Source organism: Streptomyces nigrescens (genome assembly GCF_027626975.1).
GTDB classification, from domain to species: Bacteria; Actinomycetota; Actinomycetes; order Streptomycetales; family Streptomycetaceae; genus Streptomyces; species Streptomyces nigrescens.
Genome location: NZ_CP114203.1, coordinates 7658473 through 7676234 on the forward strand (window position 1 = coordinate 7658473; position 17762 = coordinate 7676234).

Genomic DNA, 17762 nt, shown 5'->3' on the forward strand with positions numbered 1-17762 from the left:
GTCCCATGACGTCGCTGCACACCGCCCTGCTCCAGAGTTCGGGACGGCTCGGCGATGTCGCGCACAATCTGCGGGTGCTCCAGGACGCGGCCCGCGAGGCGGCGGCGACCGGCGCCCGTCTGCTCGCCTGCCCCGAGCTGTTCCTGACCGGCTACGCCATCGGCGGCGACGTCCACCGCCTCGCGGAGACCGCCGACGGCGACAGCGCCCGGGCCATCGGGAAGATCGCCGCCGAGCACGGCATCGCGGTGCTCTACGGCTACCCCGAGCGCGCCGCGCAGGGCGAGAGCGACAGCACCGCGGTGTACAACTCCGCGCAGCTCATCGGCCCCGCGGGCGAGCGCCTCGCCAACTACCGCAAGACCCATCTCTTCGGCTGCTTCGAGCGCGAGTGGTTCACCCCGGGGGAGCGGGCCGTCGTCCAGGCCGAGCTGGCCGGGCTCCGGATCGGCGTGATGATCTGCTACGACGTGGAGTTCCCGGAGAACGTCCGGGCCCATGCACTGGCCGGCACCGATCTGCTGCTGGTGCCCACCGCCCAGATGCACCCCTTCCAGTTCGTCCCCGAGTCCGTCATCCCGGTCCGCGCCTTCGAGAACCAGATGTACGTCGCGTACGTCAACCGGGTCGGCGCGGAAGGCGAGTTCGAGTTCGTCGGCCTCAGCTGCCTGGCCGGTCCGGACGGTGTGGTCCGCACCCGCGCCGGCCGCACCGAGCAGCTGGTCCGGGCCGAGGTCGACCCCGCCTTCCTGAAGGAATCCCGGGCGGACAACCCCTATCTGCACGACCGCCGGCCCGAGCTGTACGGCCCGCTGACGTGACCTGACCCCGCCCCGCCCCCACCGATCCGCCGCAGGCCGGCCCACCCGGCCTGCGCTGCCCTGCCTGCTGTGCCCTGTCTGCAAGGAGTCCGTCCCCGATGACGTCCACGGTGCCCACCGCCGCCCACCACGCGGATGCCCAGCCGCCGATCACCATGTTCGGCCCGGACTTCCCGTACGCCTACGACGACTTCCTCGCCCACCCGGCGGGCCTCGGCCAGGTCCCCGCGACCGAGCACGGCAAGGAGGTCGCGGTCATCGGCGGCGGCCTCTCCGGCATCATCACCGCCTACGAGCTGATGAAGATGGGCCTCAAGCCCGTCGTCTACGAGGCGGACCAGATAGGCGGCCGGCTGCGGACCGTCGGCTTCGACGGCACCGGGGCCGAGGGCGCCGGCCTGACCGCCGAGATGGGCGCGATGCGCTTCCCGCCGTCCTCGACGGCGCTCCAGCACTACATCGACCTGGTGGACCTGAAGACCACGCCGTTCCCCAATCCGCTGGCGGCGGACACCCCGTCGACCGTCGTCGACCTCAAGGGCGAGTCGCACTACGCCCGTACGGTCGAGGACCTCCCCGAGGTCTACCACCAGGTCATGGACGCCTGGAACGCCTGCCTGGAGGAGGGCGCGGACTTCTCCGACATGAACCAGGCGATCCGCGAGCGTGACGTCCCGCGCATCCGCGAGATCTGGTCCCGGCTCGTCGAGAAGCTCGACAACCAGACCTTCTACGGCTACCTCTGCGACTCGACGGCCTTCAAGTCCTTCCGCCACCGGGAGATCTTCGGTCAGGTCGGCTTCGGCACCGGCGGCTGGGACACCGACTTCCCCAACTCCATCCTGGAGATCCTGCGGGTCGTCTACACCGAGGCCGACGACCACCACCGCGGCATCGTCGGCGGCAGCCAGCAGCTGCCGCTGCGCCTGTGGGAGCGCGAGCCGCAGAAGATCGTGCACTGGGCGCCGGGCACTTCGCTGTCGTCGCTGCACGACGGTGCGCCCCGGCCCGCGGTGACCCGGCTGAACCGGACCGCCGGCAACCGCATCACGGTCACCGACGCCGACGGCGACATCCGCACCTACGAGGCCGCCGTCTTCACCGCGCAGTCCTGGATGCTGCTCAGCAAGATCGCCTGCGACGACTCGCTGTTCCCCATCGACCACTGGACGGCGATGGAGCGCACCCACTACATGGAGTCCAGCAAGCTCTTCGTGCCCGTCGACCGGCCCTTCTGGCTCGACAAGGACGAGGACACCGGCCGGGACGTCATGTCGATGACGCTGACCGACCGGATGACCCGCGGTACCTACCTGCTCGACAACGGCCCGGACGAACCCGCCGTCATCTGCCTCTCCTACACCTGGTGCGACGACAGCCTCAAGTGGCTGCCGCTGGAGGCGAACGAGCGGATGGAGGTCATGCTGAAGTCGCTCTCGGAGATCTATCCGAAGGTCGACATCCGCAAGCACATCATCGGCAACCCGGTCACCGTGTCCTGGGAGAACGAGCCGTACTTCATGGGCGCCTTCAAGGCGAACCTGCCCGGCCACTACCGCTACCAGCGGCGCCTGTTCACCCACTTCATGCAGGACCGTCTCCCCGAGGACAAGCGGGGCCTGTTCCTCGCGGGCGACGACATCTCCTGGACGGCGGGCTGGGCCGAGGGCGCGGTGCAGACCGCGCTGAACGCGGTGTGGGGCGTGATGCACCACTTCGGCGGCGCGACGGACGCCACCAACCCGGGGCCGGGCGATGTGTACGACGAGATCGCGCCGGTCGAACTGCCCGAGGACTGAGGCGTGTTGCAGAAGTGGATCACACCGAGTGATCCACTTCTGCGCCCTCGGGGTTCACCCCGCGGTGCGGTAGTGGTAACCACACCGTTCGCGGAAGCCCGCCCGCCCGTACAGCCGGAGGGCCGGGGCGTTGTCGCGCTCCACCTGGAGATACATGTGGTCGGCCGCATGTGCCCCGGCCCAGCCGGCCAGCGCGGCGAGCACCGCGCGGGCCGCGCCTTTCCCGCGTGCGGCGGGAAGCGTGGCCATACCGAACACGCCCGCCCAGCCGGTGTCGGCGACCGCGCGGCCCACCGCGACCACCTCGTCCCCGGCCATGGCACGGGCGTAGGCGGACGGCTGCGCCACCCGGGCGAGCAGGTCCCACTCGGGTTGGGGGTCCCCGCCGTGGCCGTGCACGGCGTACCAGCTGTCGAACCACGCGGACGTCGGGCGGTCCTCCACCCGCACCCGCAGCGCGCCGGGCGGCGCCTGCGCCAGGACCTCCGCGGCCCGCGCCACCTGCAGCGACATCAGGCTCTCCCGGCGGTAGCCACGCTCCGCCAGGACCGAATCGAGCCCGTCCGGACACGCACCCGGGCTGATCTGGAACCGCGCGACGGCGTGATGACCGGCGTAGAACTCCTCCGCCCCGAGGATCCGCCGCGCCAAGGCGCCCGGCCCGGCCGCAGCATGGGGCAGCACCGTGCCCACCCACCACGAACAGCTGGGGGCATGGCGCAGCCGCCACCCCGCCACGTCCTCGATGCGCTCAGCCGGAAGCGCCCGGGCCGCTCTCTCCTGCAGGCCGCGCACCGATGCCGTGCCGTTCACTGCCGGGAACCCTCCGCCCTGTAACGCCCCGATCCTTCGCCCGGCATCCTAGGACCAGGGCGTGTCCTGGATCCCGGCCGCCCGCGCCGCCGTATGGACCACAAGGGAGTTCGGGGGAGCGCGGCGCAGTGACGGCCCGTGCGGGGCCAGGATCAGCCGGGCAGCGGCGTCAGCAGCATCCGCCCGACCAGGCCCACTCCGGCATCCAGCCGCTCGGTGAGCTCCTCCGCCACATCCGGCAGCCGGCGGACGCTCCACAGCGCCCTGGCCGCCACCCAGGCGCCGTCCCTGGCCTTGTCCAGGCTCCACGAACCGATCAGATGCGTCAGCGGATCGGCGACGTCCAGCACATCGGGGCCGGGCATCAGCAGCTCACGGATCCGCTCCTCCAGGCTCGTCAGCACCCCGCCGACCCGGTCGAAGTCGTGCTCCAGCGCCGCCGGTTCGCACTCCAGCGCCCGGCAGGTGTCCAGCACGGCCAGCGCCAGGTCGTGCCCGATATGGGCGTTGATCCCGGCCAGCGCGAACTGCAGCGGACGCACCCCCGGATGACGGCGGAGCTGGAACAGCGGCCGCCAGCAGGCCGGCGGCCGCAGCCCGGCTGCCGCGGCATCCACCGCGTCGAAGTAGCGCCGCGCGAAGCGGATGTCCAGCTCGCCCGCGGCCGCCGGGTCCTGGAACGTGCCGTCCCCGATGCGCCGTGCCACCGTTTCGGTGACGGTCAGATAGACCCCGTTGAAGACGGCCACCCCGTCCTCGGCGGGCAGCCCCGCGGCCAGCGCCCGCATCCGGGCCAGCACCTCCGCCACACCCTTGGTGGCCGTGGGCCCCGCGCCGGTCGGAGGGCGGGCGGCGCACCCCCCGGTCGGTGCCGCACGGCCGGGGCCGGGGCCGGTGCCGGGCCTGGGACCGCCGTATTTCTGAGTCGTCGTCATGTACTCAGCGTGACAGTGGAATTGCGGATAGTGAGGTTTGCCGGTCGTCGATGACCGGAACGGGGTAATGGGCGGCGCGCCCGCTTGTGCCGCGGACGGTGGTGCCCGCGGCCGGGCCGGGAAACCCGCATTCCCCGGACCACTCGATTCCCCTCGGCTTCAGTTTGTCCCGAAGCAGTCGTTCGACTATGAATCACCTCGGCTCTGTGACGTGCAGGGCGTCGCAGAGTGGAGAGTGATCATGGCCGGCTTCGGATGGAAACTGCATGGGGACGGGCGGCATCTGAAGCCCGGCGAGGTGGTCAGACCCGGGGAGCGCCTGACGTGGGGGCGGACGATCGCACTCGGCGCCCAGCACGTGGTGTCGATGATCGGGGCGTGTTTCGTCGCCCCCGTGCTCATGGGGCTGGATCCCAGCCTCGCCCTGATGGCGTCGGGTGTCGCCACCGCACTGTTCCTGGTGATCACCCGCGGACGCATCCCCAGCTACCTGGGCTCCTCGCTCTCTTTCGTGGGCGTGTCCGTCGTGATCGCGGGCCAGGGGGGTGACGCCGGCACCCTGACCGGCGCGATGCTCGTGGTGGGCGCCTGCTTGGCCGGCTGCGGCATCGCCATCCATGTCGTCGGGGCCCGGGTGATCCACGCGGTGCTCCCGCCGACCGTGACGGGCGCGGTCGTGATGCTGATCGGCTTCAATCTCGCCCCCGTCACGGCGTCCACGTACTGGCCCCAGGACCAGTGGACGGCGCTGGCGACGATGCTGTTCACCGGACTCGCTCTCGTCGTGCTCCGGGGCTTCTGGTCACGAATCGCCATTTTCTTGGGCCTGGTCTTCGGCTATGCGCTGTCCTGGATTCTCGACCGCACCGCGGGAAAGATTCATTCCGTCAATGGTGCGGGCAAGCTCACGGACCACTGGCGCATCGACTTCTCCGGCGTCGAAAAGGCGGACTGGATCGGTGTTCCCACCTTCCACGCACCGAATTTCTCCGCCTCCGCGGTCCTCGTCGCGCTGCCGGTCCTCGTCGCGTTGATCGCGGAGAACGCCGGACACATCAAGGCGGTCGGCGCCATGACCGGTGATCCCCTGGACGACAAGATGGGCATGGCCATCATGGCCGATGGCACCGCGACGGTCCTGTCGACCGCGGTAGGCGGCCCCGCCACCACGACCTACGCCGAGAACATCGGCGTCATGGCGGCCACCAGGGTCTACTCCACCGCGGCCTACTGGGCGGCGGCCGGCTTCGCCCTGCTCTTCGGCTTGTGCCCCAAGTTCGGCGCGGTGGTGGCGGCGATCCCCGGCGGGGTGCTGGGCGGTATCACCGTCATCCTGTACGGCATGATCGGCCTGCTGGGAGCCCAGATCTGGGTGCGGAACAAGGTGGACTTCTCGGTCCCCCTGAACCTCATTCCTGCGGCGGCCGGGATCATCATCGCCATCGGCGGCGTCTCGCTGAAGTTCACCGAGAACTTCGAGCTGAACGGCATCGCGCTGGGGACGCTCACCGTGCTCACCGGCTACCACTCCCTGCGCTGGCTCTCCGGAGTGGCGGGCCGCCGGGACACGCCACTCCTCGACGGCGGGACCAGCGACTACAACGAGCCCACCGACGGCGAGCGCTGATGTCCACAGCAACCCGCTCACCGATGTGGTCCACCGGCGCTGGCCGCCGATGCGGGAGTCTCGTACGGCGGTAAAGGGCCTGGCGGAGGGGTGGGGAAGGCCGTCCCAGCTGTTGAGGACGTAGAACCCGTCGGTGTGCCGGGGTGGCGGGACGGTGGCCGTGACTGGCCGGCACGCGGGCATGCGACAGCTCCGTGTCGCACTCTGCAACTGCAGTTGGCCGAAATGTGGTCGGGCGGGCGTGGACGAAGTTGTCGTCAACGTCTCCGGCGTGTACTCCGAGCACGGACACCCGGACGCCGTGCAAGACCTCCAGGACATCCTCGCCGCAGGCGGCATGCCGCCTGCCGGGAGCAGGAGCAGGAGCAGACGCACGGTCAGGGGCAGACGCACGGTCAGGTGCGGGTGTACGGGCGCGCCGAGGCGCCGCCCGGCCGTACGCAGGGAGGAGACGCACCACGGTGCCCGATGACATCGCCCGCTGGCTGACCGAGCACGCCAGCCCACTCGGCTCGCTGACACCCGGCGCTCCCCACCAGGACCTCGAACCCCTGGGCACCACCCTGCGGGACGTGCGGATCGTCGGCCTGGGCGAATCCACCCACGGCACCCGCGAGTTCTTCCGCCTCAAGCACCGGATCGTGGAATTCCTGGTGCGCGAGGCGGGCTTCACCACCCTCGCCCTGGAAGCCAGCGCATCCGCCGCCCGCGCCCTGGACGCGTACGTGCGGCACGGCACCGGGGACCCCGCGCGCCTGATCACCCGCCTGGGGTTCTGGACCTTGCGCACCGAGGAGATGCTCGACCTCGTCGAGTGGCTGCGCGCCCACAACCGCGGCCTCCCCGAAGGCCGGCAGGTGCGCCTCGTCGGCATCGATCCCCAGCGCTGCGCCGACTCGGTCGAGGCGGTCGCTGCCTTCCTGCGCCAGGTGGCGCCCGAACGGGCTGAGGACGTAAGCGAGTTGGGGGTACTGGCGCAGGCCCACCCCGCTTCCCGGCCCGACCCGCAGCAGGCCCTCCTGCGCCGCGCCGAGGCACTCGCCGGCTTCCTGGAGGACCACCGGGAAAAGTTCGCCCAACACACCACAGCGGACGCCGCGGACGAGGCCCTGGAACATGCGCGCATCCTCACCCGCGCCGCCGATCTGGTGACCCGCTCTCTCGACGTGCCCTCCGGGGAGAACAGCGTCTTCGCCGTCCGGGACCGCTACATGGCCGACGCCGTCACGCGGCTCGTCGACGACAACCCCCAGGCACGCGTCATCGTCTGGGCCCACAACGGACACCTCACGAAAGGCACTTACGGCGACGGAGTGCCCGCACTCGGCAGCAGACTCCGGGAACGCTACGGCGACGCCTACTACGCACTGGCCCTGCTCTTCGGCAGAGGCTCCTTCCTCGCCCGCCGCACCAACGACCCACAAGGACAGCCGGTCCGCCACCGCATCGGCACCGGGATCCGATCCGTCGAAGCGCGTCTGGCGGCAGCCGTCCCCGGCGACTACTACGCCGACCTGCGCACCGACGGCCCGTCACCCGAAACCGCCCAGTGGCTGCGCACCCCGCACATGCAGCGCACCTTCGGCGCCGCCGTCCCACGGTTCGTCTACCGCCTCCACGTGGCACCGCTCGTACCGGCCGAGGACTACGACGGCATCGCCTTCGTCGCCCGCTCCACCTGTTCCCGCCCCCTGCCGTCCCTGGAGACCTGAGCACCCGGGGCACAGGGCTTCAAAGACGGCAGGGGGCGGGAGCGGGACGGCAGGCCGCCCTCGCAAGGAGGTTCCGCCGGCTCAGGAATCGAGCACGGCGGCGATCGATTCGATCTCTACGAGCTGGTCGTTGTAGCCGAGCACGGTGACCCCCATCAGCGTGCTGGGCACATCGTGTTCACCGAATGCGTCCCGGACCACCTCCCACGCCTTCACCAGGTCTTCCTGACGGGAGGAGGCCACGAGAACGCGGGTACTGATGACATCGTGCAGCGACGCGCCGGCGTCCGCCAGCGCGGTCCGGAGGTTCTCCACTGCCTTGGCCGCCTGCCCCGCGACGTCCCCGATCGCCGCGGTGGAGCCGTCCTCATTCAGTGGACAGGCACCGGCGAGGAAGATCAGCCGCGACTCTGCCGGGGCCGTGGCCGCGTAGGCGTACTCGGCAACATCGGACAGGGATGCAGAGCGAATCAAGGTGACGGCACGCGGCATGGGCATTCCTTTCACGGTGGATCCGGGACACCCATGACCTTCTCAAGGATCAACCCCGCGTTCGACACAATTTCCGGGGCGGTGCCGACGGCCTCCCACTACTGCGGTGCGATGGCTTTGAGCCAGTCCTCGACGGCGACCACATCGGCCCACTGCGGGAACAGCCTTTCGGTGAGGACCCGGTGGACCTCGGGGTCGGTGTCGAGGCAGGCATCCGCCAAGACGGTGAGGCCGAAGTCCTGGTCGTTGGCCTGGCACAGGGTGTGCAGCACCACGCCACTGGTGGAGAGGCCGGTGAGAACGAGGCTGTCGATGCCGCGAGCCCTGAGCACCACGTCGAGGTCGCTGCCCGAGAACGCACTCGCCCGCCTTTTGGTGACCACGATGTCGTCCTGCCGGGGCGCGACGGCGGGGTGGATCGCGGTACCGGGGGCGCCCTCGGCGAAGAGGCCGGCCTGCACGGCGGCGTTCAGCACTCTGTTGCGGGCGCCGACTTCCGGATGGCCCGGCCGTAGCCCGATGACCACGTAGATCACCGGGATACCCGCCGTCCGGGCACCGTCGATCGCTGTACGAAGGCGCGGCAGATATCCGGAGCCGTCGTCGACGATGTCCACGATGTCCTGTTGGATATCCATCACGAGGAGGGCGCTGTTGGCCACGCTTACCGTCCGTTCTTCGTTGGGTTCACTGGCTTACCTCACCCCGACGGGCATCTCCCGGCAAGGGCCGGCTCGTAGCGGCCGCCCCAGGGGACCGGGCCGTCGTCCTGGCGCTGCCCCGCGCCCCGCCCACCGGCACACCTCCGCGATGCACAAAACCCTGCGCCTCGCAGTAGGCGCGCAGCGGGCCGTGGGACTTCACGCAGTCCAGCCGCAGCGCGTCATCGTCCCACCCCTCAGCAGGCCGATGGAGAGCATCTCTAAGCAGCCGCTTACGATGGCTCCGGCTCGTCGCACGAGCCCCACCCACCCCAACAGCACCCTTCGCACCAACAGCGCCGCTCGGCGCGAGAAACCAGGAGCACCACCCGTGAGCGTCGAACCCCTGCAGACCACCACCGTCCCGTACGGCGAACTGGTCCCCGTCACCGTCCACTTCGACGACCTCGACGCGCTCGGCATGCTCCACAACTCCCGCTACCCGCTGCTCGCCGAGCGCGCCTGGGCGGAGTACTGGCACGAGCAGGGCTTCGGCTTCGACGGCGACTGGGCCGCCGCGGGCGATATGTGCAACGTCATCAAGGAGATGCACGTCTCCTACGAGCGCTCGGTCACCCGGCCCGGCCACTACGCGGCGCACCTGTGGGTCGAACGCCTCGGCCGCACCGGCCTCACCTATGGCTTCCGGCTCTGCTCGGCCGACGGCGCCGAGACCTACGCCCGGGGCCACCGGGTGCTCGTCCGCATCGACGCGCAGACGCTGCGCCCCACCCCGTGGTCCGACCGCGCCCGCGCCATCGCCGGCCGTCTGCTCCGGCCGGAGACCTCGGACGCGGGCACAGGTGCGGGCACGAGTACGGAGGCGGATGCGGCCTGAGCCTTGCCGCTAGGTGGGGCGGACGCTTCCACGGGGAGAAGCGTCCTGGCGACCGCGGAGGGAGCCCGGCCGGACGCCGCCGTCCCACACACCGACCGGGGTCGTCGCCCGCCGGTCCTCACGACCGCTCCAGGTCTCCCGTCACCGCGGGGGCGCTGCCCGACGCCGTACGACTCGGCACCCGCAGCACCCGCGCCCCCGCCACCAGCCCGCACGCCAACGTCGTGACCAGCATGAACGACACCGGCAGGGAGGTCGCCTGGGCGAGCCCGCCGATCGCGGAGGGTGCGATGAGGCCGGAGGTGTAGGTGATCGTGGCGACGCCCGCGATCGCCTGGCTGGGCGCGGGGCCGCTGCGTCCGGCGGCCGCGAAGGCCAGCGGGACCACCACCGCGATCCCGAGGCCCATCAGGCCGAACCCGCCCATCGCCATGGCCGGATGCCGGGCCGCGACGATCAGCAGACCGCCGGCCGCGGCCAGCACCCCGCCCGCCCGCACCGTACGCACCGCACCGAAACGGGCGACCACCTTGTCCCCGGCCAGCCGTGCGACGGTCATCGTGCACGCGAAGGCGGTGGTTGAGGCGGCCGCAAGACCCGCGTCGGTGCCCAGCTCGTCGCGGAGGTAGACCGCCGACCAGTCCAGGCCCGCGCCCTCCGCGAAGACCGCGCAGAATCCTATGGCCCCGATGACCAGTGCCGACCTCGGCGGCAGCGCGAAGCGCGGCGGCGGATGCTCCTCGGGGGCGCTGCGCAGATCCAGTACGCCCCGGCAGGCGAGCGCGCCGAGCAGGGTCAGTACGAGCGCGGCACCGGCCAGGTGGAGCCGGGCGTCCCACCCGGCGTGCGCGGCGACGGTGCCGGCCGCCGAGCCGAGCAGGGCGCCCGCGCTCCACATACCGTGCAGCCCCGACATGATCGGTTTGCCGAGCCGGTCCTCGGTCTCCACGCCCAGCGCATTCATCGCGACGTCCGACATCCCGGAGGCCGCGCCGTACATCAGCAGCGCCGGGCACAGCGCGTACAGGCCGGGGGAGAGGGCGGGCAGGACCAGGGACAGGGTCCACAGGGCGAGCAGACCGCGCAGTGCCGTGCGGGCGCCGAAGCGGTGGCTGATCCGGCCGGCCAGCGGCATCGCCAGGGACGCGCCGATCGCCGGGAAGGCGAGCGCCAGGCCGAGTTGGCCCGGTGAGAGAGCGGTGTGGTCCTGGATCCAGGGGATGCGGGTCGCGAAGTTGCCGGTGACCGAGCCATGGATGAGGAACACCACGGCGACGGACCAGCGTGCGCGACGCAGCCCGGGGTGGGGGATCGGGGCTGTGAGGTCGTCGGGGATGCCGTTGCCAGCCATGAGCGGTAAATTATCAGGAACCCTGCCTGATAATAAGGGTGTTGGCCCGACCGGATGAAAGAATCCCGCCATGCATCCACCGCGCGCGGCAGCGGCCGGCCGCACCGCCTCCCCGACCACCGCACGGCTGATCAACGATCGTCTGGCCCTGCAACTCCTGCAGTCCGAGGGACCGTTGACGGCAGGTCAGCTCAAGTCGCTGACCGGTCTGTCCCGGCCGACCGTGGCGGACCTCGTCGAGCGTCTCCAGGAGGCCGGGCTGATCACCGTGGTCGGCGAGAGCGGCGCACAGCGGCGCGGGCCCAATGCCCGGCTCTACGGGATCGTCGCCGACCGGGCCCATCTCGTCGGCCTCGATCTGCGGACGCACAGCGCCACCGTCGCGGTGGCCGACCTCCTGGGCCGGGTACGCGCCGAGCACACCGTCCTCATCGACCCGGACGGCGCCCCCGATACGGCCGTCGCCACCGCACTCGCCGCCGTGGACAAGGCCCTTGCCGCGGCGGGCGCACACGCCCCGCACACCGTCGCCGTCGGCGCCCCCGGCCTGGTCGACCCCGCCACCGGGCGGTTCGGCGGCACCGACTGGATCCCGTCCTGGCATGTCGGACTGGTCGGCGCGCTGCGCGCGCGGACGGGTGTACCGGTCCTGCTGGAGAACGAGGTCAATCTCGCCGCCATCGCGGAGCAGCGCGATGGCGCGGCCCACGACCGCGACACCTTCGTCCTGCTCTGGCTCGGCCAGGGCACCGGCGCCGCCGTGGTCCTGGACGGCGCACTGCGGCGCGGCGCCTCGGGCGGCACCGGCGAGATCGGCTTTCTGCCGGTCCCCGGCACCGGCGCGCTGCCCTCCGCGAGCGGCTGCGACGGCGGCTTCCACTCCCTGGCAGGCTCCGCCGCGATCTGCGCCCTCGCGGCGGAACACGGCATGCCGTACGGGGCCGCCGTCGGCCCGAAGGGGGCGGACGCATCCTCGCCCGGCACTGGGGTGCACGAGCTCTCGTCCGGCACCGGGGCGAACGAGCCCCCGTCAGGCAGCGGGGCGCACGAGCCCCCGTCCGACACCGGGGCCCCCACCGAGGCCTCGCCCACCGAGGCCCCGCCCACCGAGGCCCCGCCCGCCGAGTCCCTCGTCCGGTCCGCCGTGGCTGCCGGCGACGCCGGCGCCGCGTTCCTCGACGCGCTGGCCGCGCGGATCGCCCTCGGTGTGGCGGCCGTGTGCGCCGTACTCGACCCCGGGTGTGTCGTCCTCGGCGGGGAGATCGGCCGCGGCGGCGGCGCCGCGCTCGCCGACCGGGTCGCCGGCCATCTGGCCCGGCTCTCCCCGCTGCGCACCGACGTACGCGCGGGTGCGGTCGGCGGGCGGGCGGTGCTGCTCGGCGCGGTGCTCGCCGCACGGGACGCCGCACAGAACGAGCTGTTCGGGGCCGCGGGGCCGGGGGTGTCTCCCCGTCCCTGAGGTGACCCGTCAGGGGGGTGGGAACAGATCCCGTAGGGGGTGCGGGCGCCCCTCGCGGGCCACAACGTGCCGGGGGCGGGCGGTATTCCCGAGGACACCCGAACGGGAGGGTGCTGACACCCCCTCACCCGCACGCCGGGCCCCCACCCACACGCCGGGCCCCCACCCGTCCGTCAGGCCCCGGCCCCCACCCCGTCACCCCCTCACCCGCCCATCAGCCCCCCACCCGCCCTCTCCGCCAGGAATTCCGCATAGGTGTGTTGCCCGTCGGCGTGTTCCGGGGTCAGGTTTCCGCCGCGGCGCAGGGCGGCGGCGGACGCGCCCGGCAGCCACAGCGGGAGCAGGAGGCGGCGCCGTCCGCCCGCCTCCAGCGTGGCCCGTACGACATCGTGGGTGCTCAGCACCTCGGGGCCGCCCATGTCCGGGACCCGGCCGGCCGGGTCGCCGGCCGCCAACCCGGCGAGCCGGGCGGCCACTTCGCGTACCTCGACCGGCTGCACCCGTACCCCGGTCGGCACCGGCAGCACCGGCGACCGGGCGCCCGCCTTGATGAGCTGCAGCACCAGATGGTGGAACTGCGTCGTGCGCAGCACCGTCCAGCCGAGGCCGGAGTCCTCGATCAGCCGCTCCACCGCCAGCTTGGTGCGGTAGTACCTGAGCGGCACCCGGTCCACCCCGACGATCGAGATGTACACCAGGTGCGGGATGCCCGCCGCCTTCGCCGCCTGGACGAGCCGCCCCGCCGCCTCCATGTCGCCGCCGGCCGGCGTCGTGGCGCAGTGCACGATCGTGTCCACGCCCGCCATCGCCTCGGGCAGCCCCGTGCCGTCGCGCAGATCGACCGCGTACGACCGCGGCCGGGGGCGCTCCGTGCCGGTGTGCGGCCGCCGGCTCAGTGACCGGACGTCATGGCCGTCGTCGAGCAGCCGGTCCACCAGGGGCCGCCCGAGTGTGCCCGTGCCGCCGGTCACCAGAATTGTCGCCATCGCGGATCAGTCCTTGAGGGGAGAGGGGAGGGGGACGTCTCCGCTATGACGCCTCACGCGCGCGGTCCGTGACACGGGTGGCGCGCCGGGGGCTGTGAGGCAGCCCACAGGGCTTCGCTCGCATGGGCGACGACGCGGCGTGGCAGACTGAAGCTGTACTGACATAAGAGCAGCAGCGCACTCCGGGGTCGGTGTAATTCCGAACCGGCGGTAACAGTCCGCGACCCGTCCGCAGCCAGCGGCCGGTTGAGCAGGTGAAATTCCTGCACCGACGGTGAAAGTCCGGATGGGAGGCAGTGCGCGGCGGGCGAGCTTCGGTACACCGCCGTCGGCGGCGCGTCCGGTCATTTTCCCGGACGGTCCGTGTATTTCCGGTCGCGGTGTTCCCGTGGCGTCGTTTCCGCTTCTGTCGTCCAGACAGCCCCGGAGTCCGTGCCCTGAGAGGCAGGAGGACCCGGTGGCCACCGCAGCCCCCGTCGAGATCGCGGCGATGCGCCGAGCCATTGAGCTCGCCGCGCGCGGGCTCGGGCACACCAGCCCCAACCCCGTGGTCGGCTGTGTGGTCCTGGACTCCGCGGGCCGTACGGCGGGTGAGGGCTGGCATCAGCGGGCCGGTGGGCCGCACGCCGAGATCCACGCCCTGCGTGCCGCGGGCGAACGCGCCCGGGGCGGCACCGCACTGGTCACCCTCGAACCCTGCAACCACACCGGCCGCACCGGCCCCTGCGCCCAGGCGCTGATCGACGCCGGGGTCGCCCGCGTCGTCTATGCCGTCTCCGACCCCAACCCGGCCGCCACCGGCGGCGCCGTCACCCTGGGCGAGGCCGGGATCGACGTCGAGGGCGGACTGCTCGCCGACGAGGCCGCCGCCGGCAACGAGGCCTGGCTGACCTCGGTGCTGCGCCGCCGCCCGTTCGTGCTGTGGAAGTACGCCGCCACCCTCGACGGCCGGATCGCCGCCGCCGACGGCACCAGCCGCTGGATCAGCTCGCCGCAGTCGCGCGCCGATGTGCACCGGCTGCGGGCCGCCGCGGACGCCGTGATCGTCGGCTCCGGCACCGCCCGCGCCGACGACCCGCAGCTCGGCGCCCGGATCAGCGGGCTGTCCGACGACGAGATCAGCCAGCCGCTGCGGGTCGTCGTCGACTCCGGCGCCACGGCCGTCAAGGCCGGCGCCCGCGTCCTGGACGGCACCGCGCCCACCCTCATCGCGGTCGCCGAGGACGCCGACGCCGGTCACCTCGAAGGCCTCGCCCCGATCGTCCGGCTGCCGCGCGCCGCCGACGGGCGCGGGCTGCACATCCCCGCACTGCTCCAGGCCCTGTACGCACGGGAGGTGCGCTCCGTGCTGCTCGAAGGGGGCCCCACCCTCGCCGGTGCCTTCCTCGCCGCCCAGGCCGTCGACAAGGTCGTCGGCTATCTCGCCCCGGTACTGCTCGGCGCCGGACCGGCCGCCGTCGGCGACGCCGGAATCACCACCATCGCCCAGGCGTTGCGGCTCGACGTGACCGATACCGAACGGCTCGGACCCGACCTGCGCATCACCGCCACTCCCATCCGCCACGCCCTCCACGAGGAGAACTGAAGTGTTCACCGGAATCGTCGAAGAACTGGGTGAGGTCGTCGCCGTCGAGGACCTCGGTGATGCCTCCCGCTTCCGACTGCGCGGACCCGTCGTCACCGAAGACGCCAAGCACGGTGACTCGATCGCCGTCAACGGCGTGTGTCTGACCGTCGTGGAGACCGTCGACGGTGAATTCACCGCCGATGTGATGGCCGAGACCCTCAACCGCTCCAGCCTCGGCGCGCTGGCCGCCGGCTCGCGGGTCAACCTGGAGCGCCCGATGGCGCTCGGCGGGCGGCTCGGCGGACACCTCGTCCAGGGCCATGTCGACGGCACCGGCACGATCCTGGAGCGCACCCCCGGCGAACACTGGGAGATCGTCAAGATCGCGCTGCCGGCCGCGCTGTCCCGCTATGTCGTCGAGAAGGGCTCCATCACCGTCGACGGCGTCAGCCTCACCGTCGTCGACGCGGCCGACGACTACTTCACCATCAGCCTCATCCCCACCACCCTCGCCCTGACCACCCTGGGCATCAAGAAGGCCGGCGACCCGGTGAACCTTGAGGTCGACGTCCTCGCCAAGTACGTCGAGCGGCTGCTCGGGCGAGGCGCCGACGGCAGCGCGGACCTCAAGGACATCGAGGAGATCAAGGAGATGGACCGGTGAGCGTCCTCGACACGCTGAACGGCGAGGCCTTCACGGCCCTCGGGCAGCACGTCATCTGGTCCGACATGATCGGCAACACCATCGGTCTGGCCGCACTGGCACTCGGCTGGCGGCGCTCCATCTGGACCTGGCCCGCCCAGTTCCTCTCCGGTGCCGTCCTCGTCGCCGCCTACGCCTCCGCCCACCTCAGCGGCGGCGTAGGCAAGCAACTCCTCGTCATCGGCGTGGCGTTGTGGGGCTGGCGGCAGTGGCAGCGCGGCCGGCAGCAGGCGCAGGACGGCTCCATCGCCGTACGCTTCGCCGGCTGGCGCGAGCGCGGTGTGCTGCTCGGCGGCACCGCCGTGGGCACCGTGGCCGTCGGCACCCTGTTCACCCTGATCCCGCAGCTGTCCTGGAACCCCTGGCCGGACGCCTACATCTTCGTCGGCACGCTCACCGCGATGGTCGCCCAGGCCCGCGGCCTGGTCGAGTTCTGGTTCGCCTGGCTGCTGGTCGACGTCGTCGGCGTCCCGCTCGCCTTCAGCAGCGGGCTCGCCTTCTCCGGCCTTGTCTACGTCGTCTATCTCGCCCTCGTCGTGTGGGGCCTGCGCGACTGGTGGCTGCGCTCGCGTGCGAGCGGCCGCCCCGTCCTGGAAGGAGCAGCGGCATGACCGCACTGCAGAGCTGGTACGACGAGGACGCCGCTGCACTGGCGCTCGACCCCGTCGAGCAGGCCATCGCCGATATCGCCGCCGGCCGCCCCGTGGTCGTCGTGGACGACGAGAACCGCGAGAACGAGGGCGACCTCGTCATCGCCGCGGAGAAGGCCACCCCCGAGATCGTCGCGTTCATGATGAGCGAGTGCCGCGGGCTGATCTGCGCCCCCATGGAGGGCCCGGAGCTGGACCGGCTGGAACTCCCGCAGATGGTCGAGCACAACACCGAGTCGATGCGGACCGCCTTCACCGTCTCCGTCGACGCCACCGCCGCGCACGGCGTGACCACCGGCATCTCCGCCGCCGACCGCGCCACCACCCTGCGGCTGCTCGCCTCCGGGGAATCGGTCGCCGGTGACTTCGTCCGGCCCGGCCACATCTTCCCGCTGCGCGCCCGGCCCGGCGGGGTGCTGGTCCGCAACGGCCACACCGAAGCCGGTGTCGACCTCGCCCGGCTGGCCGGACTGCGCCCGGCCGCCGCCATCGTGGAGATCGCGGGCGAGGACGGCACGATGCTGCGGCTGCCGGAGCTGGTGCCGTTCGCCCGTAAGCACGGACTGTCGATCATCTCCATCGAGGACCTGATCGCCTACCGGCAGTCGTCCGAGCCCACCGTCCGCCGCGAGGCCGAGACCCGGCTGCCCACCGCACACGGTGAGTTCACCGCCTACGGCTACCGCTCCACCGTCGACGGGGTCGAGCACATCGCGCTGGTCGCCGGGGAGCTCGGCGACGGTGAGGACGTCCTGGTCAGGGTGCACTCCGAATGCCTGACCGGCGATATCTTCCACTCGCTGCGCTGCGACTGCGGCCCCCAGCTGGAGGCCTCGCTGCGGCAGATCTCCGAGGCCGGACGCGGTGTGGTGATCTACCTCCGCGGCCACGAAGGGCGCGGCATCGGCCTGCTGTCCAAGCTGCGCGCCTACGAACTCCAGGAGCGCGGCCGGGACACCCTCGACGCCAACCTCGAACTGGGGCTGCCCGCCGACTCCCGCGACTACGCCGCGGGTGCGCAGATGCTCCAGGACCTCGGGGTGCGCTCGCTGCGTCTGATGACCAACAACCCCGAAAAGACCGCCGCCCTGGTGCGGCACGGCCTGCGGGTCTCCGGCCGCGAGCCGATGCCCGTCCAGGCCGGGGAACACAATCTGCGGTATCTGCGCACCAAGCGGGACCGGATGGGGCACGACCTGCCCTGGCTGGAACCCGGTACAGGCACCACCTCCACCGGAGCGGCCTACGCCGCGCCCGCTTCCGCGACCACCTGCGACAACCAGTAGCCACCCGGCACGACGTCACCAC

General features: G+C 71.9%; 16 protein-coding genes and 1 riboswitch. Of the genes, 10 read left to right on the forward strand and 6 right to left on the reverse strand.

Going from position 1 to position 17762, the window contains the following annotated elements; genetic code table 11:
- Positions 1-5 precede the first annotated feature (5 nt).
- Positions 6-821, forward strand: coding sequence for a carbon-nitrogen hydrolase family protein (locus STRNI_RS34000; RefSeq protein WP_277412578.1), 816 nt, complete (start codon positions 6-8; stop codon positions 819-821).
- Between the two features lie 98 nt (positions 822-919).
- Positions 920-2620: a flavin monoamine oxidase family protein gene (locus STRNI_RS34005; RefSeq protein WP_277412579.1), complete on the forward strand. Its 1701-nt coding sequence runs from the start codon at positions 920-922 to the stop codon at positions 2618-2620.
- 54 nt (positions 2621-2674) lie between these two features.
- On the opposite strand, the gene STRNI_RS34010 is transcribed toward STRNI_RS34005, so the two are convergent.
- A complete protein-coding gene (locus STRNI_RS34010) occupies positions 2675-3433 on the reverse strand; it encodes a GNAT family N-acetyltransferase (RefSeq protein WP_277412580.1) in 759 nt (252 codons plus the stop codon).
- 152 nt (positions 3434-3585) lie between these two features.
- Positions 3586-4221 carry a DUF5995 family protein gene (locus STRNI_RS34015; RefSeq protein ID WP_381844419.1) on the reverse strand — a complete coding sequence of 212 codons (636 nt, stop codon included), beginning with the start codon at positions 4219-4221 and terminating at the stop codon, positions 3586-3588.
- Positions 4222-4609: 388 nt separating this feature from the next.
- Here STRNI_RS34015 and STRNI_RS34020 point away from each other — a divergent pair, with 388 nt between their 5' ends.
- Both STRNI_RS34020 and STRNI_RS34025 read left to right on the forward strand, forming a co-directional pair.
- On the forward strand, positions 4610-5995 hold the full coding sequence (locus STRNI_RS34020; RefSeq protein WP_018087574.1) for a uracil-xanthine permease family protein: 1386 nt from the start codon (positions 4610-4612) through the stop codon (positions 5993-5995).
- A 461-nt stretch (positions 5996-6456) separates the two neighbouring features.
- A complete protein-coding gene (locus STRNI_RS34025; protein WP_266447278.1) occupies positions 6457-7707 on the forward strand; it encodes an erythromycin esterase family protein in 1251 nt (416 codons plus the stop codon).
- Positions 7708-7788: 81 nt separating this feature from the next.
- On the opposite strand, the gene STRNI_RS34030 is transcribed toward STRNI_RS34025, so the two are convergent.
- Together STRNI_RS34030 and STRNI_RS34035 are read right to left on the reverse strand one after the other, a co-directional pair.
- Positions 7789-8199, reverse strand: coding sequence for a RidA family protein (locus STRNI_RS34030; protein ID WP_266447274.1), 411 nt, complete (start codon positions 8197-8199; stop codon positions 7789-7791).
- A gap of 98 nt (positions 8200-8297) precedes the next feature.
- A complete protein-coding gene (locus STRNI_RS34035) occupies positions 8298-8861 on the reverse strand; it encodes a cysteine hydrolase family protein (RefSeq protein ID WP_159489715.1) in 564 nt (187 codons plus the stop codon).
- Between the two features lie 370 nt (positions 8862-9231).
- On the opposite strand from STRNI_RS34035, the gene STRNI_RS34040 reads away from it, so the two are divergent.
- Entirely contained in the window at positions 9232-9738 is a 507-nt protein-coding gene (locus STRNI_RS34040; RefSeq protein ID WP_274734343.1) for an acyl-CoA thioesterase, read from the forward strand.
- A 118-nt stretch (positions 9739-9856) separates the two neighbouring features.
- On the opposite strand, the gene STRNI_RS34045 is transcribed toward STRNI_RS34040, so the two are convergent.
- Positions 9857-11089, reverse strand: coding sequence for an MFS transporter (locus STRNI_RS34045; RefSeq protein WP_277412581.1), 1233 nt, complete (start codon positions 11087-11089; stop codon positions 9857-9859).
- Between the two features lie 70 nt (positions 11090-11159).
- On the opposite strand from STRNI_RS34045, the gene STRNI_RS34050 reads away from it, so the two are divergent.
- Positions 11160-12548, forward strand: a complete 1389-nt coding sequence (locus STRNI_RS34050; RefSeq protein ID WP_277412582.1) for an ROK family transcriptional regulator — start codon at positions 11160-11162, stop codon at positions 12546-12548.
- 203 nt (positions 12549-12751) lie between these two features.
- Here the strand turns inward: STRNI_RS34050 and STRNI_RS34055 are convergent, their stop codons facing one another.
- Entirely contained in the window at positions 12752-13534 is a 783-nt protein-coding gene (locus STRNI_RS34055; protein WP_266447264.1) for an SDR family oxidoreductase, read from the reverse strand.
- Positions 13535-13707: 173 nt separating this feature from the next.
- Positions 13708-13838, forward strand: a riboswitch (FMN riboswitch).
- Positions 13839-13991: 153 nt separating this feature from the next.
- Here STRNI_RS34055 and ribD point away from each other — a divergent pair.
- Genes ribD through STRNI_RS34075 form a run of 4 tightly spaced genes read left to right on the forward strand, consistent with a single transcriptional unit; the run spans position 13992 to position 17740 of the window.
- Positions 13992-15119 (forward strand): bifunctional diaminohydroxyphosphoribosylaminopyrimidine deaminase/5-amino-6-(5-phosphoribosylamino)uracil reductase RibD, encoded by a 1128-nt coding sequence (gene ribD, locus STRNI_RS34060; RefSeq protein ID WP_174876460.1) that lies wholly within the window; start codon positions 13992-13994, stop codon positions 15117-15119.
- Between the two features lies 1 nt (position 15120).
- On the forward strand, positions 15121-15765 hold the full coding sequence (locus STRNI_RS34065; RefSeq protein ID WP_277412583.1) for a riboflavin synthase: 645 nt from the start codon (positions 15121-15123) through the stop codon (positions 15763-15765).
- Positions 15762-16415 (forward strand): nicotinamide mononucleotide transporter family protein, encoded by a 654-nt coding sequence (locus STRNI_RS34070; RefSeq protein WP_277412584.1) that lies wholly within the window; start codon positions 15762-15764, stop codon positions 16413-16415. Before STRNI_RS34065 ends, STRNI_RS34070 begins: the two co-directional genes overlap by 4 nt.
- Positions 16412-17740: a bifunctional 3,4-dihydroxy-2-butanone-4-phosphate synthase/GTP cyclohydrolase II gene (locus STRNI_RS34075; protein ID WP_159489703.1), complete on the forward strand. Its 1329-nt coding sequence runs from the start codon at positions 16412-16414 to the stop codon at positions 17738-17740. Before STRNI_RS34070 ends, STRNI_RS34075 begins: the two co-directional genes overlap by 4 nt.
- Positions 17741-17762: the final 22 nt, after the last annotated feature.

Excerpts from the sequence above, each read along its gene's own strand:
- STRNI_RS34015 (WP_381844419.1), bottom strand. The coding sequence starts at position 4,221 with ATGCGGGCGCTGGCCGCGGGGCTGCCCGCCGAGGACGGGGTGGCCGTC.
- STRNI_RS34030 (WP_266447274.1), bottom strand. The coding sequence starts at position 8,199 with ATGCCGCGTGCCGTCACCTTGATTCGCTCTGCATCCCTGTCCGATGTT.
- STRNI_RS34045 (WP_277412581.1), bottom strand. The coding sequence starts at position 11,089 with ATGGCTGGCAACGGCATCCCCGACGACCTCACAGCCCCGATCCCCCAC.
- STRNI_RS34020 (WP_018087574.1), top strand. The coding sequence starts at position 4,610 with ATGGCCGGCTTCGGATGGAAACTGCATGGGGACGGGCGGCATCTGAAG.
- STRNI_RS34075 (WP_159489703.1), top strand. The coding sequence starts at position 16,412 with ATGACCGCACTGCAGAGCTGGTACGACGAGGACGCCGCTGCACTGGCG.
- STRNI_RS34005 (WP_277412579.1), top strand. The coding sequence starts at position 920 with ATGACGTCCACGGTGCCCACCGCCGCCCACCACGCGGATGCCCAGCCG.
- STRNI_RS34000 (WP_277412578.1), top strand. The coding sequence starts at position 6 with ATGACGTCGCTGCACACCGCCCTGCTCCAGAGTTCGGGACGGCTCGGC.
- STRNI_RS34055 (WP_266447264.1), bottom strand. The coding sequence starts at position 13,534 with ATGGCGACAATTCTGGTGACCGGCGGCACGGGCACACTCGGGCGGCCC.
- STRNI_RS34050 (WP_277412582.1), top strand. The coding sequence starts at position 11,160 with ATGCATCCACCGCGCGCGGCAGCGGCCGGCCGCACCGCCTCCCCGACC.